Here is an 18743-nt window from a genome sequence, read left to right as displayed (position 1 = left end):
CCGGCCTGCCCCGGTTCGCGGCGTTCTGCGGTTACCGTCGCTTCCAGTGGAACCGGCGGCACCGGCGGGGCGGACGGCCCTTCGCGGTGCCGCCCGTCGAGGCGCGGGAGGCAGTGGTGACCCAGCAGGCGTACGACGACGCCCTCGGGACCCGGATCGGGCAGACGGCCATGCTGCTGCACGGCGGCGACCGGGAGGAGGCCCGGCAGCGGTTCGGCGCGCTCTGGGCGGAGATCGGCGAGTCCGGTGCCGCCCTCCACCGCTGTACGCTCGCCCGCTATCTCGCGGACGCCCAGGACGATCCCGGCGATACGCTCGCCTGGGACCTGCGGGCCCTCGCGGCGGCCGAGAGCGCTCCGGCCGACCCGGCGGAACCGGCCGGACGGGAGCTTCGCGCGCTCCGGCCCGTACTCCATCTCGATCTGGCCGCCGACTATCTGCGGCTGGACCACCCGGAGGTGGCCCGGCTCCATCTCGACCGGGCGCGGGCGGCGCTGGGAGCCCTCGGTGATCCGGCCGACGACGACTACGCCCCCGGGGTCCGCCGGGCGCTCGACCGGCTGACCCGCCGCCTCGACCCGGACGGCGGCCCGTCGCGCGGGAGCTGACCGGACCCGGCGCCGTACCGGCAACGGGCTCCCCGGCGCCCGGCCGTTCCCCGCCGTGCGCCGGGGGTGGCCGCCGGGCCCGTGGCGGCGCCGGTCAGCGGCGGGCCGCGTCCCGGCAGATCCGGGCCTGGGGGCTGTCGGGCGGCCAGCCGCCGTAGGTCTCCGCCAGACCGCAGACGTCCGGGACCGCGTCCGGCGTCACCCGGAGGGCCGGGGGGCGGCGGGGCGGTACCCGGCGCGGGCGGTCGTCGGGGACGGTCCGGGCGCCGGCGGCGGGCGGCACGGGACGGTCCGGCCGGGGCGGCGCGGCCGGGCGCGCGGAGGAGGACGGGGCGGGCCCGGGCGCCCGGTCCAGGGACTCCACCGCGGGCTGACGGACGATATGGGGCCGTACGACGACGGGAGACGGGGCGTTCGTCCGGGGCGCGGGGCCGGATCGCGGCGGATCGGCGGGCGACACACTCACACAGCCGGTGACCGCGAGGCCCGCGGCGGCCCAGAAGGTGAGCGTGCCCAGGGTGATGGCGGCATTCGTCGTCGGGGGCACCCCGCCACTCTGGCGGGCCCGGAGGCGAACACGCCGTCGCACGCGCGGAGTTTGCTTCGTACGAGTGAGCCGCGGCTGCTCCGGCCGTGCGACGGGCTCAGCCCGCGGCCGGGCGCCCCGGAGCGCCGAGCATGCCGCCGAGCAGCTCCGCGAAGCCCGTCCGCAGCTCGTCGAGTCCCGGGACCTCCGCCTGGTACGAACCGGCCGTGCAGCTGAACAGCAGGCCGTCCGTCCAGGCGATCAGGGAGAGGGCGTGCCGTTCGGGCGCGGTCGACCCGGCCCCGGTGAGCAGGGCGATCAGCGGGGCGCGCAGCCGGGCGCCGGTGGCGTCGTAGACGGCCCTCAGTTCGGGGCGGCGGGTGGCCTCCAGGGCCAGCTCGTAGCGGGCCACCGCCAGGTCCCGGTGGTGGAGCAGACAGTGGTGGAGGGCGACCGCCAGCGCGTCGGCGACGGCCGCCGGACCGGCGGCGGGCGCGGGGAGTTCATGGATCCCGAGGGCGGCGCCCTCGCGTTCCCCGAGCCGCCGTACCGCGATCTCCAGCAGGGCGAGCCGGGTCCGGGCGGTATTGGAGGTCGAGCCCTGCGGGAGGCCCGCGGCCTCGTCCACGGCGCGGTGGGTGAGCCCGCGCATGCCCCGTTCGGCCAGCAGCCGCAGGGTCGTGTCGGCGATCAGCCCGGCTCGGGACGCGGCGGGTGCCGGTCGGGTCGGTCCGGCGGGGATACGGGGCGTCATACCGGCCAATCTACCGCCCCCACTACAGCTGTAGTACCGTGCCGTTCCACTACAGCTGTAGTCGACCTGTGAGGAGTCATCATGCCGGAGCGGCGCGCCCTGGTGATCGGCGGCGGAGTCGGCGGACTGACCGCGGCCGTCGCCCTCCACCGGCGCGGCTGGCGGGTCACCGTGCTGGAACGGGCCGCCGACCTCGAACCCGTCGGGGCCGGAATCGGTCTCGCCCCCAACGCCCAGCGCGCCCTCGACACCGTCGGACTCGGCGACGAGATCCGTGCCCTCGCCGCCTGGCAGGGCGACGGCGGACTGCGCACCCCCGCCGGCCGATGGCTGGCCAGGACCAGCGGCGAGGCGCTCGCCGCCCGCTACGGCGGCCCCATGGTGCTGCTGCACCGCGCCACCCTGCTGGACCGGATCCTCACCCGGCTGCCCGACGACGCGGTCAGGACCGGGACCGCCGCCCGGGTCACCGACCCCGGGACCGCCGGGGGACGCCCGGCCGTGGTCGCCGTCGGGGACGCCGAGGAGGAGGCCGACCTGGTCGTCGGCGCCGACGGCATCCACTCCGGAGTACGCCGGTTCCTCTTCCCCGCCCACCCCGGACCCCGCTACTCCGGCTTCACCAGCTGGCGCGTCGTCGTCCCCGGCCTCCCCGGCGGCATCCAGCCGCACGAGACCTGGGGCCCCGGCCGGATCTGGGGCAGCCAGCCCATGAAGGACGGCCGGATCTACGCCTACGCGGCGGCCCTCGCCCCCGCCGGAACCCGCGCGCCCGACGAGAAGGCCGAACTGCTGCGCCGGTACGGCGACTGGCACGACCCGATCCCGGCCCTCGTCGCCGCGGCCGCGCCCGACGGCGTACTCCGCCACGACGTCCACCACCTGACCGATCCGCTGCCCGCCTTCCACCGCGGCCGGACCGTGCTGATCGGCGACGCCGCCCACGCCATGGCCCCCACCCTCGGCCAGGGCGGCAACCAGGCGATCGAGGACGCCGTCGTCCTCGCCCACCACTGCGCCCCCGACACCGACCAGGGCGCCGCCCTCGCCGCGTACACCGCCGACCGGCTGCCCCGCACCACCGCCGTGGTCCGCAAGGCGGCCCGGCTCTGCCGGATCCAGTCGCTCGGCGCCGGCCCCGCCGTAGCCCTCCGGGAGAACCTGATCGCCCTCGCCGCCCGGTTGGGCCCCGGTGCCGCCCTGCGGGGCTTCGACGGGATCGCCGACTGGCGGCCACCGGGCCGCACGTATGCTGACCGGACCCGGAACGGGTGACGGTCCGGCCGGTCCCGTACAGATGACCGGACGGCACCGCGGCGAGGGGCCGACGGCGGTCGGCGGTGGCAACGGGAGGCTCAGTGAAGGTCGGCTGCATCGGACTCGGCGACATCGCCCGAAAGGCGTATCTGCCCGTCCTCGGCACCCTTCCGGGCGTCGAACTCCACCTCCAGACCCGGACCCCCGCCACCCTCGCCCGGGTGGGCGACGACTACCGCGTCCCCGCCGGGGCGCGCCACACCGACCTGGAGTCGCTGATCGCCGCCGCGCCCGACGCGGCCTTCGTCCACGCGCCTACGGCCAGCCACGCCGCGATCGTGACCGCCCTCCTCGAAGCCGGGATCCCGACCTACGTCGACAAGCCGCTGGCCTACGAGATCGCCGACGCGCGGCGGCTGGTGGAGCTGGCCGAGGCCCGGGGCACGACCCTCACCGTCGGCTTCAACCGCCGGCTCGCCCCGGCGTACGCCCAGTGCGCCGATCATCCGCGCGATCTGATCCTGATGCAGAAGAACCGGGTCGGCCTCCCCGAGGACCCCCGGGTCTTCGTCTTCGACGACTTCATCCATGTCGTCGACACCCTCCGCTTCCTGGCCCCGGGCACCATCACCCATACCGACGTCCGCGCCCGGATCGAGGACGGGCTGCTGCACCATGTCGTCCTCCAGCTCTCCGGCGACGGCTTCACCGCCATCGGCACGATGAACCACATGAGCGGATCGGTCGAGGAGATCCTGGAGGTCTCCGGCCAGGACACCAAGCGCGAGGTGCGCAATCTGGCGGAGATCGTCGACCACAAGGGGCAGCCGAGCGTACGGCGCCGGGGCGACTGGGTGCCCGTCGCCCGGCAGCGCGGCATCGAACAGGCCGTCCTCGCCTTCCTCGACACGGTTCGTGAGGGGCGGGTGCTCGACGCCTGGGACGCCCTGCACACCCATGAACTCTGCGAACAGGTGGTCGTCCGCGCCCTCGAACAGGCCCGGTGACACCGGCGGCCCCGGTCCCGGGGCCGCCGACTGGTTCAGGGCGTTCGCCCGCCGCGCCGCCGGACGAGCGCCGAGATCCCCGCCAGCGCCAGCACCCCACCGGCCGCGAACACGACCCAGTTGCCGAACCGGACGAACGCCGTCGTCCCCGTCGCCAGCGGGACCTCGTAGACCACGGCCGTGGAGGCGTCCACCGGCAGCCGGGGACCGACCGGGCCGCCGTCGGGACCGAAGGCGGCGCTGATCCCGGTCAGGGTCGCGTGCACCATCGGGCGGCCCGTCTCGGCGGCCCGCAGCGCGGCCAGTGACGCGTGCTGCGCCGGGGCCCAGGTGTGCTGGAACGTCGACGTCGACGACTGGGCGGTGAGGACCCGCGCGCCGTCCCGGACCAGATCGCGGCTCATATCGGGGAACGCGGTCTCGAAGCAGATCAGCGGGCCGATCCGCAGCCCCGCGGGATCGCCGGGGCCCGGTGGCAGCTCCATCACCACCTGACGCGTCCCCCGCAGCCGGTTCTCCCGGGCCGCCCGGCCCAGCGCCGTCACCCAGCCGAGCGCCGAACGGAACGGGATGTACTCCCCGAACGGCACCAGCCGCATCTTGTCGTACCGCTGCCCGGTCAGTCCCGAGGGCCCCACCAGAATGGCGCTCTTGTAGATACCGCCGCCGGTGCCGGTGCCGGTGCCGGTGCCGGTGCCGGTGCGCCGAGCGTCCGTGTTCACCAGCAGATCGGCGCCCACCGCCCGGGAGAGCGCCGCCAGCCGGGCCGTCAGGTCCGGCCGGACCGACAGATCCGCCCCGACACTGCTCTCGCCCCACACCACCAGATCGAGCCGCCGCCCGGCCAGGCCGTACGTCAGCCGCTCCCCCCGGTCGAACCGGGCCTCCACGCCGTGGATCACGCCCGGCTGGACCACCGCGATCCGCGCCGTACCGCCGGGGCGCGGCCGAGGCGACCACGCCACGACCGACCCGGCCGCAAGGGCGCCCGCCACGGTCACGGCGGCGGTCGCCCGGCGCGCCCGGGGGACGGCGATCAGTACGACGATCGCGGTATTCACCGCCACCACCAGCAGACTCGGCAGCCACACCCCTCCGGCGGACGCCAGCCGCAGGGCGGGTGAGAACTGCCACTGGGAGGCGCCCAGCAGACCCCAGGGACCGCCGAGCCCCTGCCAGGAGCGGACCAGCTCGATCAGCAGCCAGCCCGAGGGGACGACGGCGACGGCCGCCGTGGCGCGCGCCGCCGACGGCTCCCCCGAGCCGTCCCGACGGCCCAGCCAGGCATGGACGAGCCACCCCCACGGCGCCCACAACAGCCCCAGCAGCGCCGCCAGCACCACGATGAAGACATGCAGACTCGGCACGAGCCAGCTGTGGACGGCGATCAGGAAACCGGTTCCGCCGAGCCACCCCTCGTACGCCGCCCGGCGGCCGGTCGGCGCGGTCCGCAACAGCAGCAGCCAGGGGACGAGGGCCGCGTACGCCGACCACCACAGCGACGGTACGGGGAAGGCGAACACCGGCAGCGCACCCGCGAGGGGCGCGGCGACGGTACGCCACCGGCCGCCCGGAATCCGCATACGGGACCTCCTCCCGTCCCGTGGCCGCCACCGTGGCCGGGACTCGCGGCCGGGGCCGCGACGGGCCCGGCCCCGTAAGCCCACAGTCTGGCCCGGGACGGCCGGTGGCGCCCCCGGACACGGCTCACGGCGGTCGGTCTCCCCGCGTTGTTCCCCCGCCGGGCGAGCCGACGGAGCACACGGGCCGGGGACGGCTCGCCTACGGCGGAGGGGCCCGGTTCGTGCGGGCGGCCGGTTCGCGTACGCCGGTCCGGGCGGCGCCGGTTGGAGGAGCGCCGCTTGGTGCCGTACCGGGCCGGCGCCCCTCCGCCGGACGCCGCCCGGCGGCTCAGGCCGGGCCCCGCCGCCAGCGTTCCTCGACCACGACGGCGCTCACCCGCCAGCCCGAACCGGTCCTGACCAGGGTGAAGTGATAGCGGCCACCGGTGACCAGATCCGTTCCCGCGGCCAGCCGCATCGGGGAGACGTAGTCCGCTCGCAGCTCGGCCCGGTCACCCGGATAGCCGCCCAGATCCTCGATGTCCACCCGGCGGTTGGCGATCAGGTGCTGGCGGACGGGGACGTCGGTCAGGGTGTCCGCCAGCCACCGGGCGATCTCGGCCGCCGGGCCCTCGGCGCCGCCCGCCGACCGGTAGTCCGCCCGGCCGTCGTCGGTGAAGAGCGCCCGGAAGGCGCCCCAGTCCCCGTCGTCCACGGCCACCGCGTACCCCGTGACCAGGTCGTCGATGGCCAGCCGGTCCATCACGGTCGAAAGATCCACGCGCTGTGTCATCGGCCAAGTCTCCGGCAGCGGCACCCGGAGGCCAAGACCCGTGCGGGTCGGGTCGCTCAGCGCGTCCCGGTCCGCGGTCCGCGATTCGCCGGGGATGCCGGCGCCGGGGCCACGGCCCGCAGCACCACGAACTTGGGATGGCCCGCCACGGTCTCGCAGCCGCCGAAGATCCGGCGCAGCCGGACGTGGTAGCCCAGATGGCGGTTGCCGACCACCCACAGCTCGCCGCCGGGCCGCAGCACCCGCCGGGCGTCGCCGAACATCCGCCGGGCGGTGGTGTCGGTGGTCGCCCGGTGGGAGTGGAAGGGCGGATTGCAGAGCACCAGATCGGCCGAATCGTCCGGCAGCCCGGCGAGGCCGTCGCCCACCACGAACGCGGCCCGCCCGGCGCCGTCGGGGACGTTGTCGTGGTAGGTCTCCCGGGCCGACGCCACGGCCGAGTACGACTCGTCGGCGAAGGTCACCGACGCGCCCGGGGAGGCCACGGCCACCGCCGTGCCGACCACCCCGTTGCCGCATCCCAGGTCGATCACGTCGACCGGGCCGCGCGGCGCCGGGAGCGTACCGAGGAAGAACCGGGTCCCGATGTCCAGCCGGTCGGCGCAGAAGACACCGGCGTGGTTGGTGACCGTACGGTCGGCCATGGCCCCGATGCCGTCCGGCAGGGCGTACCGCAGCGGCCAGGGGCTCGGGGAGCGGGGCAGCGCCGGATCGGGCGTACAGAAGATCAGCCGCGCCTTGCGGACGGCGAGGGAGGTCCGGGTCGGCCCGACGATCCGTTCGAAGAGCCGCAGGGTGGAGGTGTGGATCTCGTCTACCATCCCGGTCCCGACCACGACGGTGCCCGGGTGGATCGCCGGGGCCAGCCGGTGCAGCTGGTCCTCCAGCAGCGCCAGGCTCTTGGGCACCCGGATCAGCAGGACGTCGATCCGGTCCGGCGGTTCGTCGCGTACGGTCCGCAGGGCCACCGCCGAGGTGTCCGTCCCGGTCCGGGCCAGATTGGCCTCGGTGGCCCGCCGCCCCAGATAGGAGTCGGTGAGCTGGACGGGTCCGTGTCCGGCGAGTGCCGTGGTCAGCGCGCCCCAGCGGTCGCCGAGGACGACCAGCGATCCCGAGAGGTCCGTCCCCTCGTCGGCGAGGTGCCGCAGCAGATAGTCGTCGGCGGCGTCCCAGGCGCGCAACTGGTCGCGGGGGTCCTCGGGGAAGCGGGTGAGGGCGAGCTCGCCCCAGGGCGTGGTCAGACGGTTCATCGTGCAGTCAGGCTAGCCGCACCGGGGCGGGGCACCGAACCGGACGGCCGCGGCCGGTCGACCGGGCCGCTCATCGCCTGGCCCGGTCGCCTTGTCGCCCGCTCGGTCACTCGGCTCGGACCGGGTCCGGCGCGGTGGCTCAGGCGGCGCGCTCGATGTGCTCCAGCGCCGTCGCCCACTTCAGTACGAGGGCCTCGTACTCCCCGCGCCGCTCCTCGGGCAGCCGTCCGTCCGCCCACAGCTCCCGGATACGGGCGTTCAGCTCTGCGGCGGACTGGGCGGACGCCGACGGCACGACGGCCTCGGACTCGCGTTGAAGGGGGGACATGACTTCAGATTACGGCCTCCGGGACGGACGTGAACCCCCGCCGCACTCCCCGAACGCCTCCAATTTCCGGCGCTGTGCCTCCGAATCACCCGGTCACGCCGGTTTGAACTGCATGAATGCAGGGTAGTTGGCGCCGGGTTGCCTGAGCGGCGGCCCGGCGGCCGTGATGTATGTCATCCGCTCGCGGTCCGGCCGGCGGGGCCGGTCTCAGCCCGCGGACTCTCCCGCGTGCGGACTGAGCACACCCGCTCCCACCAGGGCGAAGATCAGGATTCCCAGCAGGATCCGATAGACCACGAACGGCATGAAGCTCTTGGTGGTGATGAATCTCATGAACCAGGCGATGACCGCGTAACCCACCAGAAACGCCACCACGGTCGCGAAGACCGTCGGCCCCCAGGAGACATGGCCCTCGCCCGCGTCCTTCAACTCGTAGGCGCCGGAGGCGAGCACGGCCGGGATGGCGAGCAGAAAGGAGTAACGGGCCGCCGCCTCACGGGTGTAGCCCATCAGCAGTCCGCCGCTGATCGTGGCGCCGGACCGGGAGACCCCGGGGATCAGGGCCATCGCCTGGCAGAACCCGTAGATCAGACCGTCGCGGACGGTCAACTCCCGGAGCGTCTTGCGCTGTTTCGGGGCCCGGTGCCGGCCGCCGGACTCGTCCCGGGCGGCCAGCCGGTCGGCGACGCCCAGGACGACACCCATCACGATCAGGGTCGTGGCGATCAGCCGCAGATCGCGGAACGGGCCCTCGATCTGGTCCTTGAGGGTCACGCCCAGCACCCCGATCGGGATCGAGCCGATGATGACCAGCCAGCCCATCCGGGCGTCGTGGTCCGCGCGCATCGCCTTGTCGGTCAGCGACCTGAACCACGCGGAGAGGATTCTGGCGATGTCCCGGCGGAAGTAGATCAGTACCGCCGTCTCGGTGCCGATCTGGGTGATCGCGGTGAAGGCCGCCCCGGGGTCCTCCCAGCCCGCGAACGCGGCCGTCAGCCGGAGATGCGCGCTCGACGAGATGGGCAGGAATTCGGTCAGTCCCTGGACGAGTCCGAGGATGAGGGATTCAAACCACGACATGAAGAAGTACGCCACCCAAGGGAAGAGTTCGCGGCTCGGCGGCCCGGGGGCGTCCCGGGGCGCGCGCTGTCCGTCCTGCGCCGATGGGCAGGAAGAGTACCGTCCCGCAGGGAGATGTACGGCCATGCACCCGAAGGGGTGAACGTCCGGTTAATTCCCGCTCAACCGATGACGTTTGCGCCAGGCGACGACCGCCGCGACCAGGCCGGTGAGCACGATGAACCCGGTGGAGATCAGAAACGCCGGGGAGGTGGGCGAACTCGCCCGGCTGCCCGCGATCACATAGGCGGCGGTATTGGGGACCGAACCGACGGCGGTGGCGAGCAGAAACGGCGTATATCCCATTCTGGACACGGCCGCGCAGTAGTTCGCCGCGGCGAACGGCACCCCGGGGAAGAGCCGGACCGCCAGCATCGAGCGGAAGCCGTGCGCGCTCAGCTGATGGTCCGCGGCCTTCAGCCAGCGGCCCCGGAGCAGGGGGCGGAGCGCGTCCTGTCCCAGCAGGCGGCCGAGGGTGAAGGCGATACCCGCGCCCAGGACCGTGCCCGCGACCGCCGAGACCAGACCGGCCTGGGAGCCGAAGAGCGCTCCCGCGGCCAGATTCAGCAGTGGCCGGGGGACGAACGCCGCCGTGCAGATCCCGTACGCCGCCGCGAACAGCACCACCGCGGCCGGTCCGCTCAGCCGGAACGGCGGCCAGCCGTCGGCCAGCAGCCGCTGCGGCTCGTACAGCAGCACCAGCGCCCCGGCCGACAGCAGGACCAGCGCCAGCAGGGACAGCCGTGACCACGGGGAGAGCAGGGCCCGGCCGCAGCGGAGGGCGAGCGAGGCGGCGGGCCGGGGGCTCGCGGCGGGCCCGGGCGCGGGTTCGAACATCCGGGGAGCGTAACCGACGGGGCGGACCGCCGCCGTAACGCGGGCCTCACTCGGCGCCCCCGGTCCCCGCGACCCGGTCGGCACGGCCAGAGCGCCTGTCCGGGGGACGGCCGGGGCGTCCGGGGCCGTACCGCGATACCGGCCCGGACCGCCCGCCCCCGCGAGGGAGCCGAAAACCGGTCGACTGCGGCCCCCGGCTCGGACATGATCGGCGCATGTTCCGGTACGCCCTCCCCGCTGATCGCCGCGCTGTCGCGGCGGCGGTGACGGCTGCCCTGATCCTCGCCGCCGACGGCGCCCGAGGCTGACCCTTCCCGGATCGTCCGTGGACCCCGCAGGGGGAGGGTCGGTCAGACCCCCGGGGTCCGCTTCCACCGAGCACGGCGATTCGAGGACGATCACCATGGCGAAGACCGCCTACGTACGCACCAAGCCCCATCTCAACATCGGCACGATGGGCCATGTCGACCACGGCAAGACGACTCTGACCGCCGCCATCACCAAGGTCCTCAGCGACCGCGGCAGCGGCAGTTTCGTCCCCTTCGAGCGGATCGACCGGGCGCCCGAGGAGGCCGCCCGCGGCATCACCATCAACATCGCGCACGTCGAGTACGAGACCGGGACCCGGCACTACGCCCATATCGACATGCCGGGCCACGCCGACTACATCAAGAACATGGTCACCGGCGCCGCCCAGCTCGACGGGGCGATCCTGGTGGTCTCCGCCGTCGACGGCGTGATGCCGCAGACCGCCGAGCACGTCCTGCTGGCGCGTCAGGTCGGGGTCGACCACATCGTGGTCGCCCTCAACAAGGCCGACGCGGGCGACGACGAACTGACCGACCTGGTGGAGCTGGAGGTCCGCGAACTGCTCGACCGGTACGGATACGGCGGCGAGACGGCGCCGGTGGTACGGGTCTCCGGGCTGCGCGCCCTGGAGGGCGATCCCCGCTGGACGGCGGCGATCGAGGCGCTGCTCGACGCGGTGGACACCTATGTGCCGCTGCCGGTCCGGTACACCGACGCGCCGTTCCTGATGCCGGTGGAGAACGTCCTGACCATCACCGGCCGGGGCACCGTGGTCACCGGGGCGGTCGAGCGGGGCACGATCCGGGTCGGCGACCGGGTCGAGGTGCTGGGCGCCGGTACCGAGACCGTCGTCACCGGAGTGGAGACCTTCGGCAAGCCGATGGAGTACGCCGAGGCGGGGGACAACGTGGCGCTGCTGCTCCGAGGTCTGCACCGCGACGCGGTCCGCCGCGGACACGTGGTGGCCGCGCCGGGCAGTACCACCCCCAGGGGGCGGTTCACGGCCAGGGTGTATCTGCTCTCGGGCCGCGAGGGCGGCCGGACCACCCCGGTCGCCACCGGCTACCGGCCGCAGTTCTACATCCGGACCGCGGACGTGGTCGGGAACGTCGACCTCGGCGAGCGGGCCGTCGCCCACCCCGGCGAGACGGTCACGGTCACCGTCGAACTGGGGCGGGACGTCCCGCTGGAGCCGGGCCTCGGCTTCGCGATCCGCGAGGGCGGCCGTACGGTCGGCGCCGGGACGGTGACGGACCTGCTCTGAACCGGCGCGCCGACGGCGGATGCCCGCGCCTCCGCGCGCTCGGCGCCGCGAACGGCGGTCCGGCGGCCCCGGGACCCGACACGGGTCCCGGGGCCGTACCGCGGATCATCCGGCCGCCTGGCCGAACCCACGACCGGACCCCGGTCCGGGGCCTGGTGCGGCGCCCGGTCCCGCGCGCCGACAATGGGGGAGTGGAGAACAACCGACCCGGCCCGCCCGGCACCGAACCGGAGGCGATACCCGTCGTCCGGACCGTCGACCACGGCACCGCCAGGCTGCTGCCCGATGTGGACCGGGCCCGGGCCTGGCTGCTGACGGTCGACGGGGCCCCGCAGTCCTATGTGGACCTCGACGACCCGGCCCATCTGGAGTTCGAGTACACCCGGCGGATCGCCCATCTCCTCGACACCGCCGCCCCCGAGGGCGCGCCGCTGGACGTGCTCCACCTCGGCGGCGGCGCGCTCACCCTGCCCCGCTACACCGCCGCGACCCGGCCGGGCTCGCGCCAGGAGGTGGTGGAGGCGGACCGGGGCCTGATCGCCCTGGTGGCCGAACACCTGCCGCTTCCCGGGGCGTCGGGGATCACCGTACGCGCCGCCGACGCCCGCGCCCATGTGGAGTCCGCGCCGCCGGGCAGCGCCGATGTGATCGTCGCCGATGTCTTCGGCGGCTCACGGGTGCCAGCCCATCTCACCTCCGTCGAGTTCGCCCGCGCCGCCGGGCGGGTGCTCCGCCCGGACGGTGTCTACGCGGCCAATCTCGCCGACGGCTCGCCCTTCGGCTTCCTCGGCTCCCAGCTCGCCACCTTCGGAACCGTGTTCGAGGAGCTGGCGCTGATCGCGGAGCCCTCGGTCCTCCGGGGGCGGCGGTTCGGCAATGTGCTGCTGCTCGCCTCGCACCGCCCCATCGACACGGCGGCGCTGGCCCGGCGGACGGCGGCGGACGCCTTTCCCGCCCGGGTCGAGTACGGGGCCGCGGCGGCCCGGCTGGCCGGGGACGCCCGGCCGGTGACCGACGCCGACGCGCAGGGATCGCCGGAGCCGCCCGACGGCGCGTTCGGAATCGGCTGACGGCCGCCACCCGGCCCGGCCCCCGTTCGCCGGGGGCCGTCGGCCGGGCCCGGATCACGGCGCGGCGGTCGTACCCGCCAGTCGTACGGAGCCGAGGATGCGCTGGATCGTGGCGTCCGGCAACTCGTCCTTGATCCCGGTATTGGCGTACAGCACGAATGTCTTGATCTCGCTCCGGGCGTCCTTGAAGCTGAACGCCACCGACTTGCCGTCGGTCTCGCACTTATGGCGCTTCTTGGTTCCGGTGGCCCGAGCGGTCGACATACTGCCGGAGAGCCCCGATGTGGTGGTGAACGCCTTCGGCTTGACGACCTTCACGGTGCCGTCCGGATCGGTCTGGGCATAGGCGGCCCAGGCCCAGTTGTACGCGTCGTTGTACGCGGCGTCGGCCGTGCTCTTGGCGCCCCTGCCGCCCCTGGTGCCCGCGGCGGCCAGGCTCCAGTCCTCCATCTTGCCGTCCTTGTTGAGGTCGGCCAGGCACCAGGTGGGCTTGAGCTGCGCCGGGGCGGAGAAGACGACGGCGGGCGATCCGTCGCCCTTCTTCTCGTCCTCGAAGCCGGACTGCATTCCGGCGCCCATCAGATTCCACTCCGGCGGGACGTCGAACATCGTGCCGTGACCGGGATTGACCACGACTTTCCAGCCGGGGATCGTCGGTTCGGCGTCCTTGCCCGCCCGGGGGTTGGGCCCGGTCGGCTGCGGCGGGGGCGCGGGCGCGGAGGACGCGGCCTGGTCGCCCGTGCCGCTGGGCGCGGCCGACGCGCCGGAGCCGCCGGCCCGGTCGTCGTCCCGCTCGTCGTCCTTGAGGACGACGACACCGGTGACCACGGCGGTCGCGATCACGGCCAGCGCCGCGGCTACGGCGACGACGACGGTCTTCTTCTTCTCCGGCCCGCCGGAGGGCAGGGGCGCCCCCGGCGGCCGGGTCGGAGGTTCGGAGACGGCGTACTGCGAAACCGTCGGCTGCTGGTACGGGTTGGGCTGTCCGGGGCCCGCCGGTCCCGGGTACGGCTGCTGCCCCGGCTGCTGGTACGGGTTCGGCGCCTGCGGATAACCGGGCTGCTGGTACGGGCCGGGCGGGGGTCCGCCCTGCCCCGGCTGGTTCTGGTGCTGCGGGTTCTCGCCCCCGGGCGGCTGCTGCTGTCCTGGCCACATGGCGAGTAACCCTAAGGGGTGGCCGGGATCCGCCGTCCGGCGGTTCGCCCCTCCCGCCGTCCCGGCGGGCGGCCCCTGGCGGCCGGTCGCCCGGCGCGAAGGTATGGCCAACGGTCCTACTCGTGGGTAACATCGCGGCCATGAGCGCTGATCAGAAGTCCGTCGCCGAGATGCTCGCCGCCACCGTTCCGATGGTCCGGACCCTCAATCTGGAGTTCGACGAGGCCACCGCCGACCGCGCGGTGCTGCGGCTGCCGGACCAGGCCGAGTTCCACAACCATGTCGGCGGGCCGCACGCCGGCGCGATGTTCACCCTCGCCGAGTCGGCGAGCGGCGCGATCGTGCTGGCCGCCTTCGGCGACCAGCTCCACCGGGCCGTACCACTCGCCGTACGGGCCGAGATCGGCTACCGGAAGCTGGCGAAGGGCGAGGTCACGGCGGTCGCCACGCTCGGCCGCCCGGTCGCCGACGTCCTCGCCGAACTGGACCGGGGCGAGCGGCCCGAATTCGATGTGACGGTCGAGATCCGGCGGGCCGACGGCGATGTCACCGGTGTGATGACCATCGCCTGGACCCTGCGGCCCCACTCCTGACCCCGTACGGCCGGACCGGGGCGCGGGACCGCCCGGGAGTTGTCCACAGGGGGTGGCGGGCCCGGGCCCGGTCCGGCGATGATCGCCGGGCGCGGGCGTACCGCGCGGTACTCCGACCGTTCCCGCCCGGGCGAGAGCGCGAGGAGTTCCACGGGAACGAGGGGAACGAGAGGCGCATGGGAGAGAACGGCATGACAGCGGCCCCGTTGATCGCGGCCTTCAACGGCATCGAACCCGCCATCGACCCGAGCGCCTTCACGGCACCCACCGCCGTCGTCATCGGCGATGTCACGATCGGCCCGGGCGCCAGTGTCTGGTACCACGCGGTACTGCGCGCCGACTGCGGCCCGATCGTCATCGGTGCCGGGGCCAATGTCCAGGACAACTGCACCGTCCATGTCGATCCCGGCTTCCCGGTGACCATCGGCGCCCGGGTGACCGTCGGGCACAACGCCGTACTGCACGGCTGCACCGTGGAGGACGAGGTGCTGATCGGGATGGGCGCGACCGTGCTCAACGGGGCCAGAATCGGGGCCGGTTCCCTGATCGCGGCGGGCGCGGTGGTCCCCCAGGGCATGGAGGTCCCGCCCGGCTCCCTGGTGGCCGGGGTGCCCGCCGTGATCAAGCGCCCCCTGGCGGACGACGCCCGGGAGCTGATCCGGGTCAACGCGGAGCTGTACGGAGAACTCGCCGATGGCCATCGCGGAGTGCGCCCGAGGGACTGAACGCGTGGTACGGGCCGCCGCTGGCCACATGCCGGGCCGTCCGGACGCCCGCCAGGGCGATCTCCGCCGCCACCACGGTGCCCGCGGGCAGCCGCCGGGTCAGGGTCCGGGTCGCGAAGGTGTTCACCAGCCGCAGTCCGCGCCCGTGGGCGGCACCGGCGTCCAGCGGCTCACGACGTCTGCCGGACCGGTGCTTCCACCGCCCGCCGTCCCTGACCTCGGCCGTCAGTACGTCGCCCCGGACCCTGAGCGCCACGGCCACCCAGCCGCTGCCGCTGTGCAGTACCGCGTTGGAGACCAACTCGGTGACGATCACCGACAGTGCCTCATGGCATTCGTCGCCCAGCCGCCAGTGCCGGGCGACGGTCCGGGCGAAGCGCCGCAGGGCGGGGGCCGACTCCGGGGTCGCGGACATCGCGCACTGGGCCAGCCGTACCGGCCCGGGCCCTCTCTCCGGCGGCGGTACGGCCGCGGGCGGGGGCACGGCCGGGCGCGGCCGGGTCCGGCGGTGCTCCTGAGGTGCGATCACGGTGGCTCCTTCTTCCCCGGGGAGGCCGGGGTCGATGGGCCCAGACTCGCGTTCCGGACGATACGGTGCAAGCCGCCTGGATGAAGAATGTCGGCTAAAACAGGAAAAAAGGTAAAAATTTCTTGGAGGAAGCTCCGAAAACGCGGCGCGGCGGCGCGGCGATCGCCGGTGGCGGGTCGTCGTCAGCGGACCACCGGGGTGAACCGTACGGGCAGCGCCACCAGCCCCCGCTCCCGTACCGAGGGCCGCCACGCCAGCCGCTCCGGGTCCACCGCGAGCACGGTGTCCGGCAGCCGCTCCAGCAGGGTCTCCACCGCCGTCCTGGCGATCGACTCGGCGAGCAGCGGAGCCGGATAGGGGCAACGCCGGCCACCGCCGCCGAACGACAGATGGGCCGCGTTCTCGCCCCCGGGCCGCCCGCCCGGCCAGATCTGCGGATCCGTGTTGGCGGCCGCGAGCGACAACAGGACACGGTCGCCCGCCCGGACCCGGTGGCCGCCGAGCTGGGTGTCCCGTACGGCCCGTCGCCCGCCGACGGTCTGCGCCGGGGTGTCCAGCCACAGCACCTCGTTGAGCGCCTGGCCGACACTGAGCCGCCCCCCGGAGACGTCCCGGGCGAACCGCTCGTCCGTGAGCAGCAGGCGCAACGCGTTCCCAATCCAGTCCGCCGTCGGCCGGTGCGCCGCCGCGACGAGGCCGAGTACCTCCCGTACCACCGCGCCGTCGTCGGGGGCGGCCGGATCGGCCAGCAGCCGTGAGATCACATCCGGCCGGGGCTCGGAGCGCCGGGCCGCCACCAGCCTGCGCAGCCGCTCCCCGGCCCGCACATAGGCGGACCGCCGCAGCTCGTCCCCGCCGCCCCGCGCCGAGCGGTCCACATGCGTACCGTCCCGTACGGCATCGGTCCCGGCCGGGCCGCACCCCGCCGGGCCGTCCTCGGCGAGGGCGGTCTGCAGATCGCCCACCAGCCCCTCGAAGGCGCCCGCGTCCGGCGGCAGTCCGCACATCAGGACGGCCGCGCGCAGCGATACGGCCCGGACGTACGCGGACATCAGCTCGGCCCGTCCGCTGCCCGCGAAGCCGTCCACCAGTCGCCGGGCCACGCCCCGGCAGCCCTCGGCCAGCTCGAACTGGTCCACCGCGGCCAGCGCCCGGGCCGCCGACGGGCCCGGCCGCCCCGGTCCGCGGCCGGGCGCGACGGGTGCCGGACCCGTGCCCTCCGCCGCCTCCGGCCAAGGGCCGGGGCGGGACGTGTCCCGGACGAACAACTCCTCGTGGGCGGTGACATAGCCGACCTCGGCATAGCCGAGGACGAGCCAGGCGGTGCCGCCGTCCTCCGCGACGACCGGCGCGACCCGGCCGTGCCGCCGTCTGAGGTCGGCGTGGATCGTGGCCGGGGACTCGCCGTCGGCGGGAACGAGCAGCGGGACGGCGCCGCCACCGGCCGCCGAGTCGTCGGCGGTCCGGCCCGCGTCGGCCCGGTCGGCGGTGGCCGGATCACCTTCGGGCACCGGGGCTGTCACGGCCGGGCCGCGCCGAACCACGGCGCCCACCGGGCCGGGCTCGTCCGCCGCCGGAGCGCCGGGGGTGCCGAGGGTATCCGGCGCGGCTGCCGTACTGCGGTCGGTCATGGGGTGGTCTCCCGGGCCAGAGTCAGATCACGGAGGTGGTTGACGAGGCTGAGCAGTACGTACTTCCCCGAGGCACGGACCCGGGCGTCGCAGTCGACCAGCGGGACGTGCGGCGCGAGCGACAACGCCTGCCGTATTTCCCGCAGGGAGAAGACCGCCGGATCGTTCTCGAAACGGTTGACCGCGACCACGAACGGGGTGCCGTGGTTCTCCAGCCGGTCGATCGCGTACCAGGAATCGCTCATCCTGCGGGTGTCGACCAGGACGACCGCGCCGAGCGTGCCCGCGAAGAGGCGGTCCCACAGGAACCAGAACCGCTCCTGGCCCGGCGCCCCGAAGAGATAGAGCACCATCCTCTCGTTGAGGCTGATCCGGCCGAAGTCGAAGGCGACCGTCGTGGTCGATTTGGCCGACGGGCCCGCCGTCTCGTCGACCCCGACCCCCGCCTGGGTCATCACCTCCTCGGTGTTGAGGGGACGGATCTCGCTCACGGACCGCACCAAGGTGGTCTTGCCGACCCCGAACCCGCCCACGATCACGATCTTCAGTCCGGTATCGGCCGAATCCGTCAGCGGGGTGAACGGGGGCAGCTCAGAGGTTGCGGAGTCCATGGAGCACCTCCTCCAGTAGGGCGGAGTCGGGCAGGCCGACGAGTGAGCGGGCGGGCCGGGGCCGCCGGGCGGTGATCCGGCCCGTCGCCAGCAGATCCCCGAGCAGGATCCGGACCACCGTCACCGGCAGCCGGAGCTGTGCCGACAGCTCGACGACGGAGACGGGGTGCCGGGCCAGTTCGAGGATCCGGGCGTGCTCGGACTGCATGCCCGGTGCCGGGCCGCATTCGCCGACCACCAGGGTCACCAGGTCGAACGTCCGCTCCGTATCGGCACCGACGGCACAGCGGCCTCCGGTGACGGTGTAGAGCCGGTCCGGTTCCCCCAGGTCGACGGGGAGACGGGTCATGGGCGGGGACTCTCCGGGGCGGACGGGGTTCGGGGCTCGGCACGCAGATGGTGTCCTATCTGGTCGACCAGTTCCGTCATGTGGTGACCGACGGCGCCGGGGTCGGCGCCGTCCTCGGCCACCACGGCCAGATGCGCGCCCTCCCCGGCCTCGACGATGAACAGCAGTCCGCCGTGGAACTCCGTCATCGAATGGCGTACGCCGCCGGTGCCGTCGCCGAACTCGACCGACGCGCCCTGGGCCAGCGCCTGGATGCCCGAGCAGATCGCGGCCAGCTGATCGGCCTGATCAAGCGTGAGATACGGGGTCCAGCACAGCTTCAGCCCGTCGCGGGAGAGCACCAAGGCGTGCCGGGTGCCCCGGGTGCGGTCGATCAGGCCCTCCAGGAGCCAGGTGAGGCTGGTGTCGGTGGTCTGCATGGTCGGGACGGGGCGGGCGCCACCGGTGGCCGGGAGCAACGGCCCCT

At 74.2% G+C, this 18743-nt stretch carries 21 protein-coding genes; 7 read left to right on the top strand and 14 right to left on the bottom strand.

All coding sequences use genetic code 11. The features are described 5' to 3' along the window. Nucleotides 1-170: 170 nt before the first annotated feature. Nucleotides 171-608, top strand: coding sequence for a hypothetical protein (locus tag AB0G74_RS21405; RefSeq protein ID WP_361148591.1), 438 nt, complete (start codon nucleotides 171-173; stop codon nucleotides 606-608). Nucleotides 609-702: 94 nt separating this feature from the next. On the opposite strand, the gene AB0G74_RS21400 is transcribed toward AB0G74_RS21405, so the two are convergent. Further along, nucleotides 703-1155 carry a hypothetical protein gene (locus tag AB0G74_RS21400; protein WP_361148537.1) on the bottom strand — a complete coding sequence of 151 codons (453 nt, stop codon included), beginning with the start codon at nucleotides 1153-1155 and terminating at the stop codon, nucleotides 703-705. A gap of 97 nt (nucleotides 1156-1252) precedes the next feature. Beyond that, on the bottom strand, nucleotides 1253-1888 hold the full coding sequence (locus tag AB0G74_RS21395) for a TetR/AcrR family transcriptional regulator (RefSeq protein ID WP_361148535.1): 636 nt from the start codon (nucleotides 1886-1888) through the stop codon (nucleotides 1253-1255). Between the two features lie 81 nt (nucleotides 1889-1969). On the opposite strand from AB0G74_RS21395, the gene AB0G74_RS21390 reads away from it, so the two are divergent. Together AB0G74_RS21390 and AB0G74_RS21385 are read left to right on the top strand one after the other, a co-directional pair. Continuing rightward, nucleotides 1970-3163, top strand: a complete 1194-nt coding sequence (locus tag AB0G74_RS21390) for an FAD-dependent monooxygenase (protein ID WP_361148533.1) — start codon at nucleotides 1970-1972, stop codon at nucleotides 3161-3163. Nucleotides 3164-3246: 83 nt separating this feature from the next. Further along, nucleotides 3247-4152: a Gfo/Idh/MocA family oxidoreductase gene (locus tag AB0G74_RS21385; RefSeq protein WP_361148531.1), complete on the top strand. Its 906-nt coding sequence runs from the start codon at nucleotides 3247-3249 to the stop codon at nucleotides 4150-4152. 35 nt (nucleotides 4153-4187) lie between these two features. On the opposite strand, the gene lnt is transcribed toward AB0G74_RS21385, so the two are convergent. From lnt to AB0G74_RS21355, 6 genes are all read right to left on the bottom strand, one after another. After that, the gene (gene lnt / locus AB0G74_RS21380) at nucleotides 4188-5735 is read right to left on the bottom strand and encodes an apolipoprotein N-acyltransferase (protein ID WP_361148529.1); all 1548 of its coding nucleotides are present in this window, start codon (nucleotides 5733-5735) and stop codon (nucleotides 4188-4190) included. 328 nt (nucleotides 5736-6063) lie between these two features. Further along, on the bottom strand, nucleotides 6064-6507 hold the full coding sequence (locus AB0G74_RS21375; protein WP_361148527.1) for a nuclear transport factor 2 family protein: 444 nt from the start codon (nucleotides 6505-6507) through the stop codon (nucleotides 6064-6066). Nucleotides 6508-6563: 56 nt separating this feature from the next. Next, nucleotides 6564-7757, bottom strand: coding sequence for a methyltransferase (locus tag AB0G74_RS21370; RefSeq protein WP_361148525.1), 1194 nt, complete (start codon nucleotides 7755-7757; stop codon nucleotides 6564-6566). Nucleotides 7758-7896: 139 nt separating this feature from the next. After that, nucleotides 7897-8085, bottom strand: coding sequence for a hypothetical protein (locus AB0G74_RS21365; protein WP_358826047.1), 189 nt, complete (start codon nucleotides 8083-8085; stop codon nucleotides 7897-7899). Nucleotides 8086-8292: 207 nt separating this feature from the next. Further along, nucleotides 8293-9165 (bottom strand): undecaprenyl-diphosphate phosphatase, encoded by an 873-nt coding sequence (locus AB0G74_RS21360; protein ID WP_361148523.1) that lies wholly within the window; start codon nucleotides 9163-9165, stop codon nucleotides 8293-8295. 150 nt (nucleotides 9166-9315) lie between these two features. Further along, nucleotides 9316-10041, bottom strand: coding sequence for a TVP38/TMEM64 family protein (locus tag AB0G74_RS21355; RefSeq protein ID WP_361148521.1), 726 nt, complete (start codon nucleotides 10039-10041; stop codon nucleotides 9316-9318). A gap of 403 nt (nucleotides 10042-10444) precedes the next feature. Between AB0G74_RS21355 and tuf the strand changes: the two genes are divergently transcribed. Together tuf and AB0G74_RS21345 are read left to right on the top strand one after the other, a co-directional pair. Then, nucleotides 10445-11614, top strand: a complete 1170-nt coding sequence (gene tuf, locus AB0G74_RS21350; protein ID WP_361148519.1) for an elongation factor Tu — start codon at nucleotides 10445-10447, stop codon at nucleotides 11612-11614. Between the two features lie 191 nt (nucleotides 11615-11805). Next, nucleotides 11806-12684: a fused MFS/spermidine synthase gene (locus AB0G74_RS21345; RefSeq protein WP_361148517.1), complete on the top strand. Its 879-nt coding sequence runs from the start codon at nucleotides 11806-11808 to the stop codon at nucleotides 12682-12684. A 54-nt stretch (nucleotides 12685-12738) separates the two neighbouring features. Here the strand turns inward: AB0G74_RS21345 and AB0G74_RS21340 are convergent, their stop codons facing one another. Continuing rightward, nucleotides 12739-13839, bottom strand: a complete 1101-nt coding sequence (locus AB0G74_RS21340) for a hypothetical protein (protein ID WP_361148515.1) — start codon at nucleotides 13837-13839, stop codon at nucleotides 12739-12741. 140 nt (nucleotides 13840-13979) lie between these two features. On the opposite strand from AB0G74_RS21340, the gene AB0G74_RS21335 reads away from it, so the two are divergent. Beyond that, nucleotides 13980-14432, top strand: coding sequence for a DUF4442 domain-containing protein (locus AB0G74_RS21335; RefSeq protein WP_361148513.1), 453 nt, complete (start codon nucleotides 13980-13982; stop codon nucleotides 14430-14432). A 191-nt stretch (nucleotides 14433-14623) separates the two neighbouring features. Beyond that, nucleotides 14624-15157, top strand: coding sequence for a gamma carbonic anhydrase family protein (locus AB0G74_RS21330; RefSeq protein WP_361148589.1), 534 nt, complete (start codon nucleotides 14624-14626; stop codon nucleotides 15155-15157). Here the strand turns inward: AB0G74_RS21330 and AB0G74_RS21325 are convergent. The 5 genes from AB0G74_RS21325 to AB0G74_RS21305 form a co-directional block, all read right to left on the bottom strand. Then, nucleotides 15096-15686, bottom strand: coding sequence for an ATP-binding protein (locus tag AB0G74_RS21325; protein ID WP_361148511.1), 591 nt, complete (start codon nucleotides 15684-15686; stop codon nucleotides 15096-15098). The genes AB0G74_RS21330 and AB0G74_RS21325 overlap by 62 nt on opposite strands. Nucleotides 15687-15868: 182 nt before the next feature. Further along, complete coding sequence (locus tag AB0G74_RS21320) at nucleotides 15869-17317, bottom strand: cytochrome P450 (RefSeq protein ID WP_361148509.1); 1449 nt, start codon at nucleotides 17315-17317, stop codon at nucleotides 15869-15871. Then, a complete protein-coding gene (locus AB0G74_RS21315) occupies nucleotides 17314-17928 on the bottom strand; it encodes an ATP/GTP-binding protein (protein WP_361148506.1) in 615 nt (204 codons plus the stop codon). Before AB0G74_RS21315 ends, AB0G74_RS21320 begins: the two co-directional genes overlap by 4 nt. Continuing rightward, the gene (locus tag AB0G74_RS21310; RefSeq protein WP_358826062.1) at nucleotides 17909-18277 is read right to left on the bottom strand and encodes a DUF742 domain-containing protein; all 369 of its coding nucleotides are present in this window, start codon (nucleotides 18275-18277) and stop codon (nucleotides 17909-17911) included. The genes AB0G74_RS21315 and AB0G74_RS21310 overlap by 20 nt, the downstream gene beginning before the upstream one ends. Beyond that, entirely contained in the window at nucleotides 18274-18696 is a 423-nt protein-coding gene (locus tag AB0G74_RS21305; RefSeq protein WP_361148504.1) for a roadblock/LC7 domain-containing protein, read from the bottom strand. Before AB0G74_RS21305 ends, AB0G74_RS21310 begins: the two co-directional genes overlap by 4 nt. Nucleotides 18697-18743 lie beyond the last annotated feature (47 nt).

Origin of the sequence: Streptomyces sp. NPDC020875 (genome assembly GCF_040641415.1) — a bacterium.
Lineage (GTDB): Bacteria > Actinomycetota > Actinomycetes > Streptomycetales > Streptomycetaceae > Streptomyces.
Note: the sequence above shows the minus strand (reverse complement) of the source record. Positions and strands in the feature narration are given on the sequence as shown.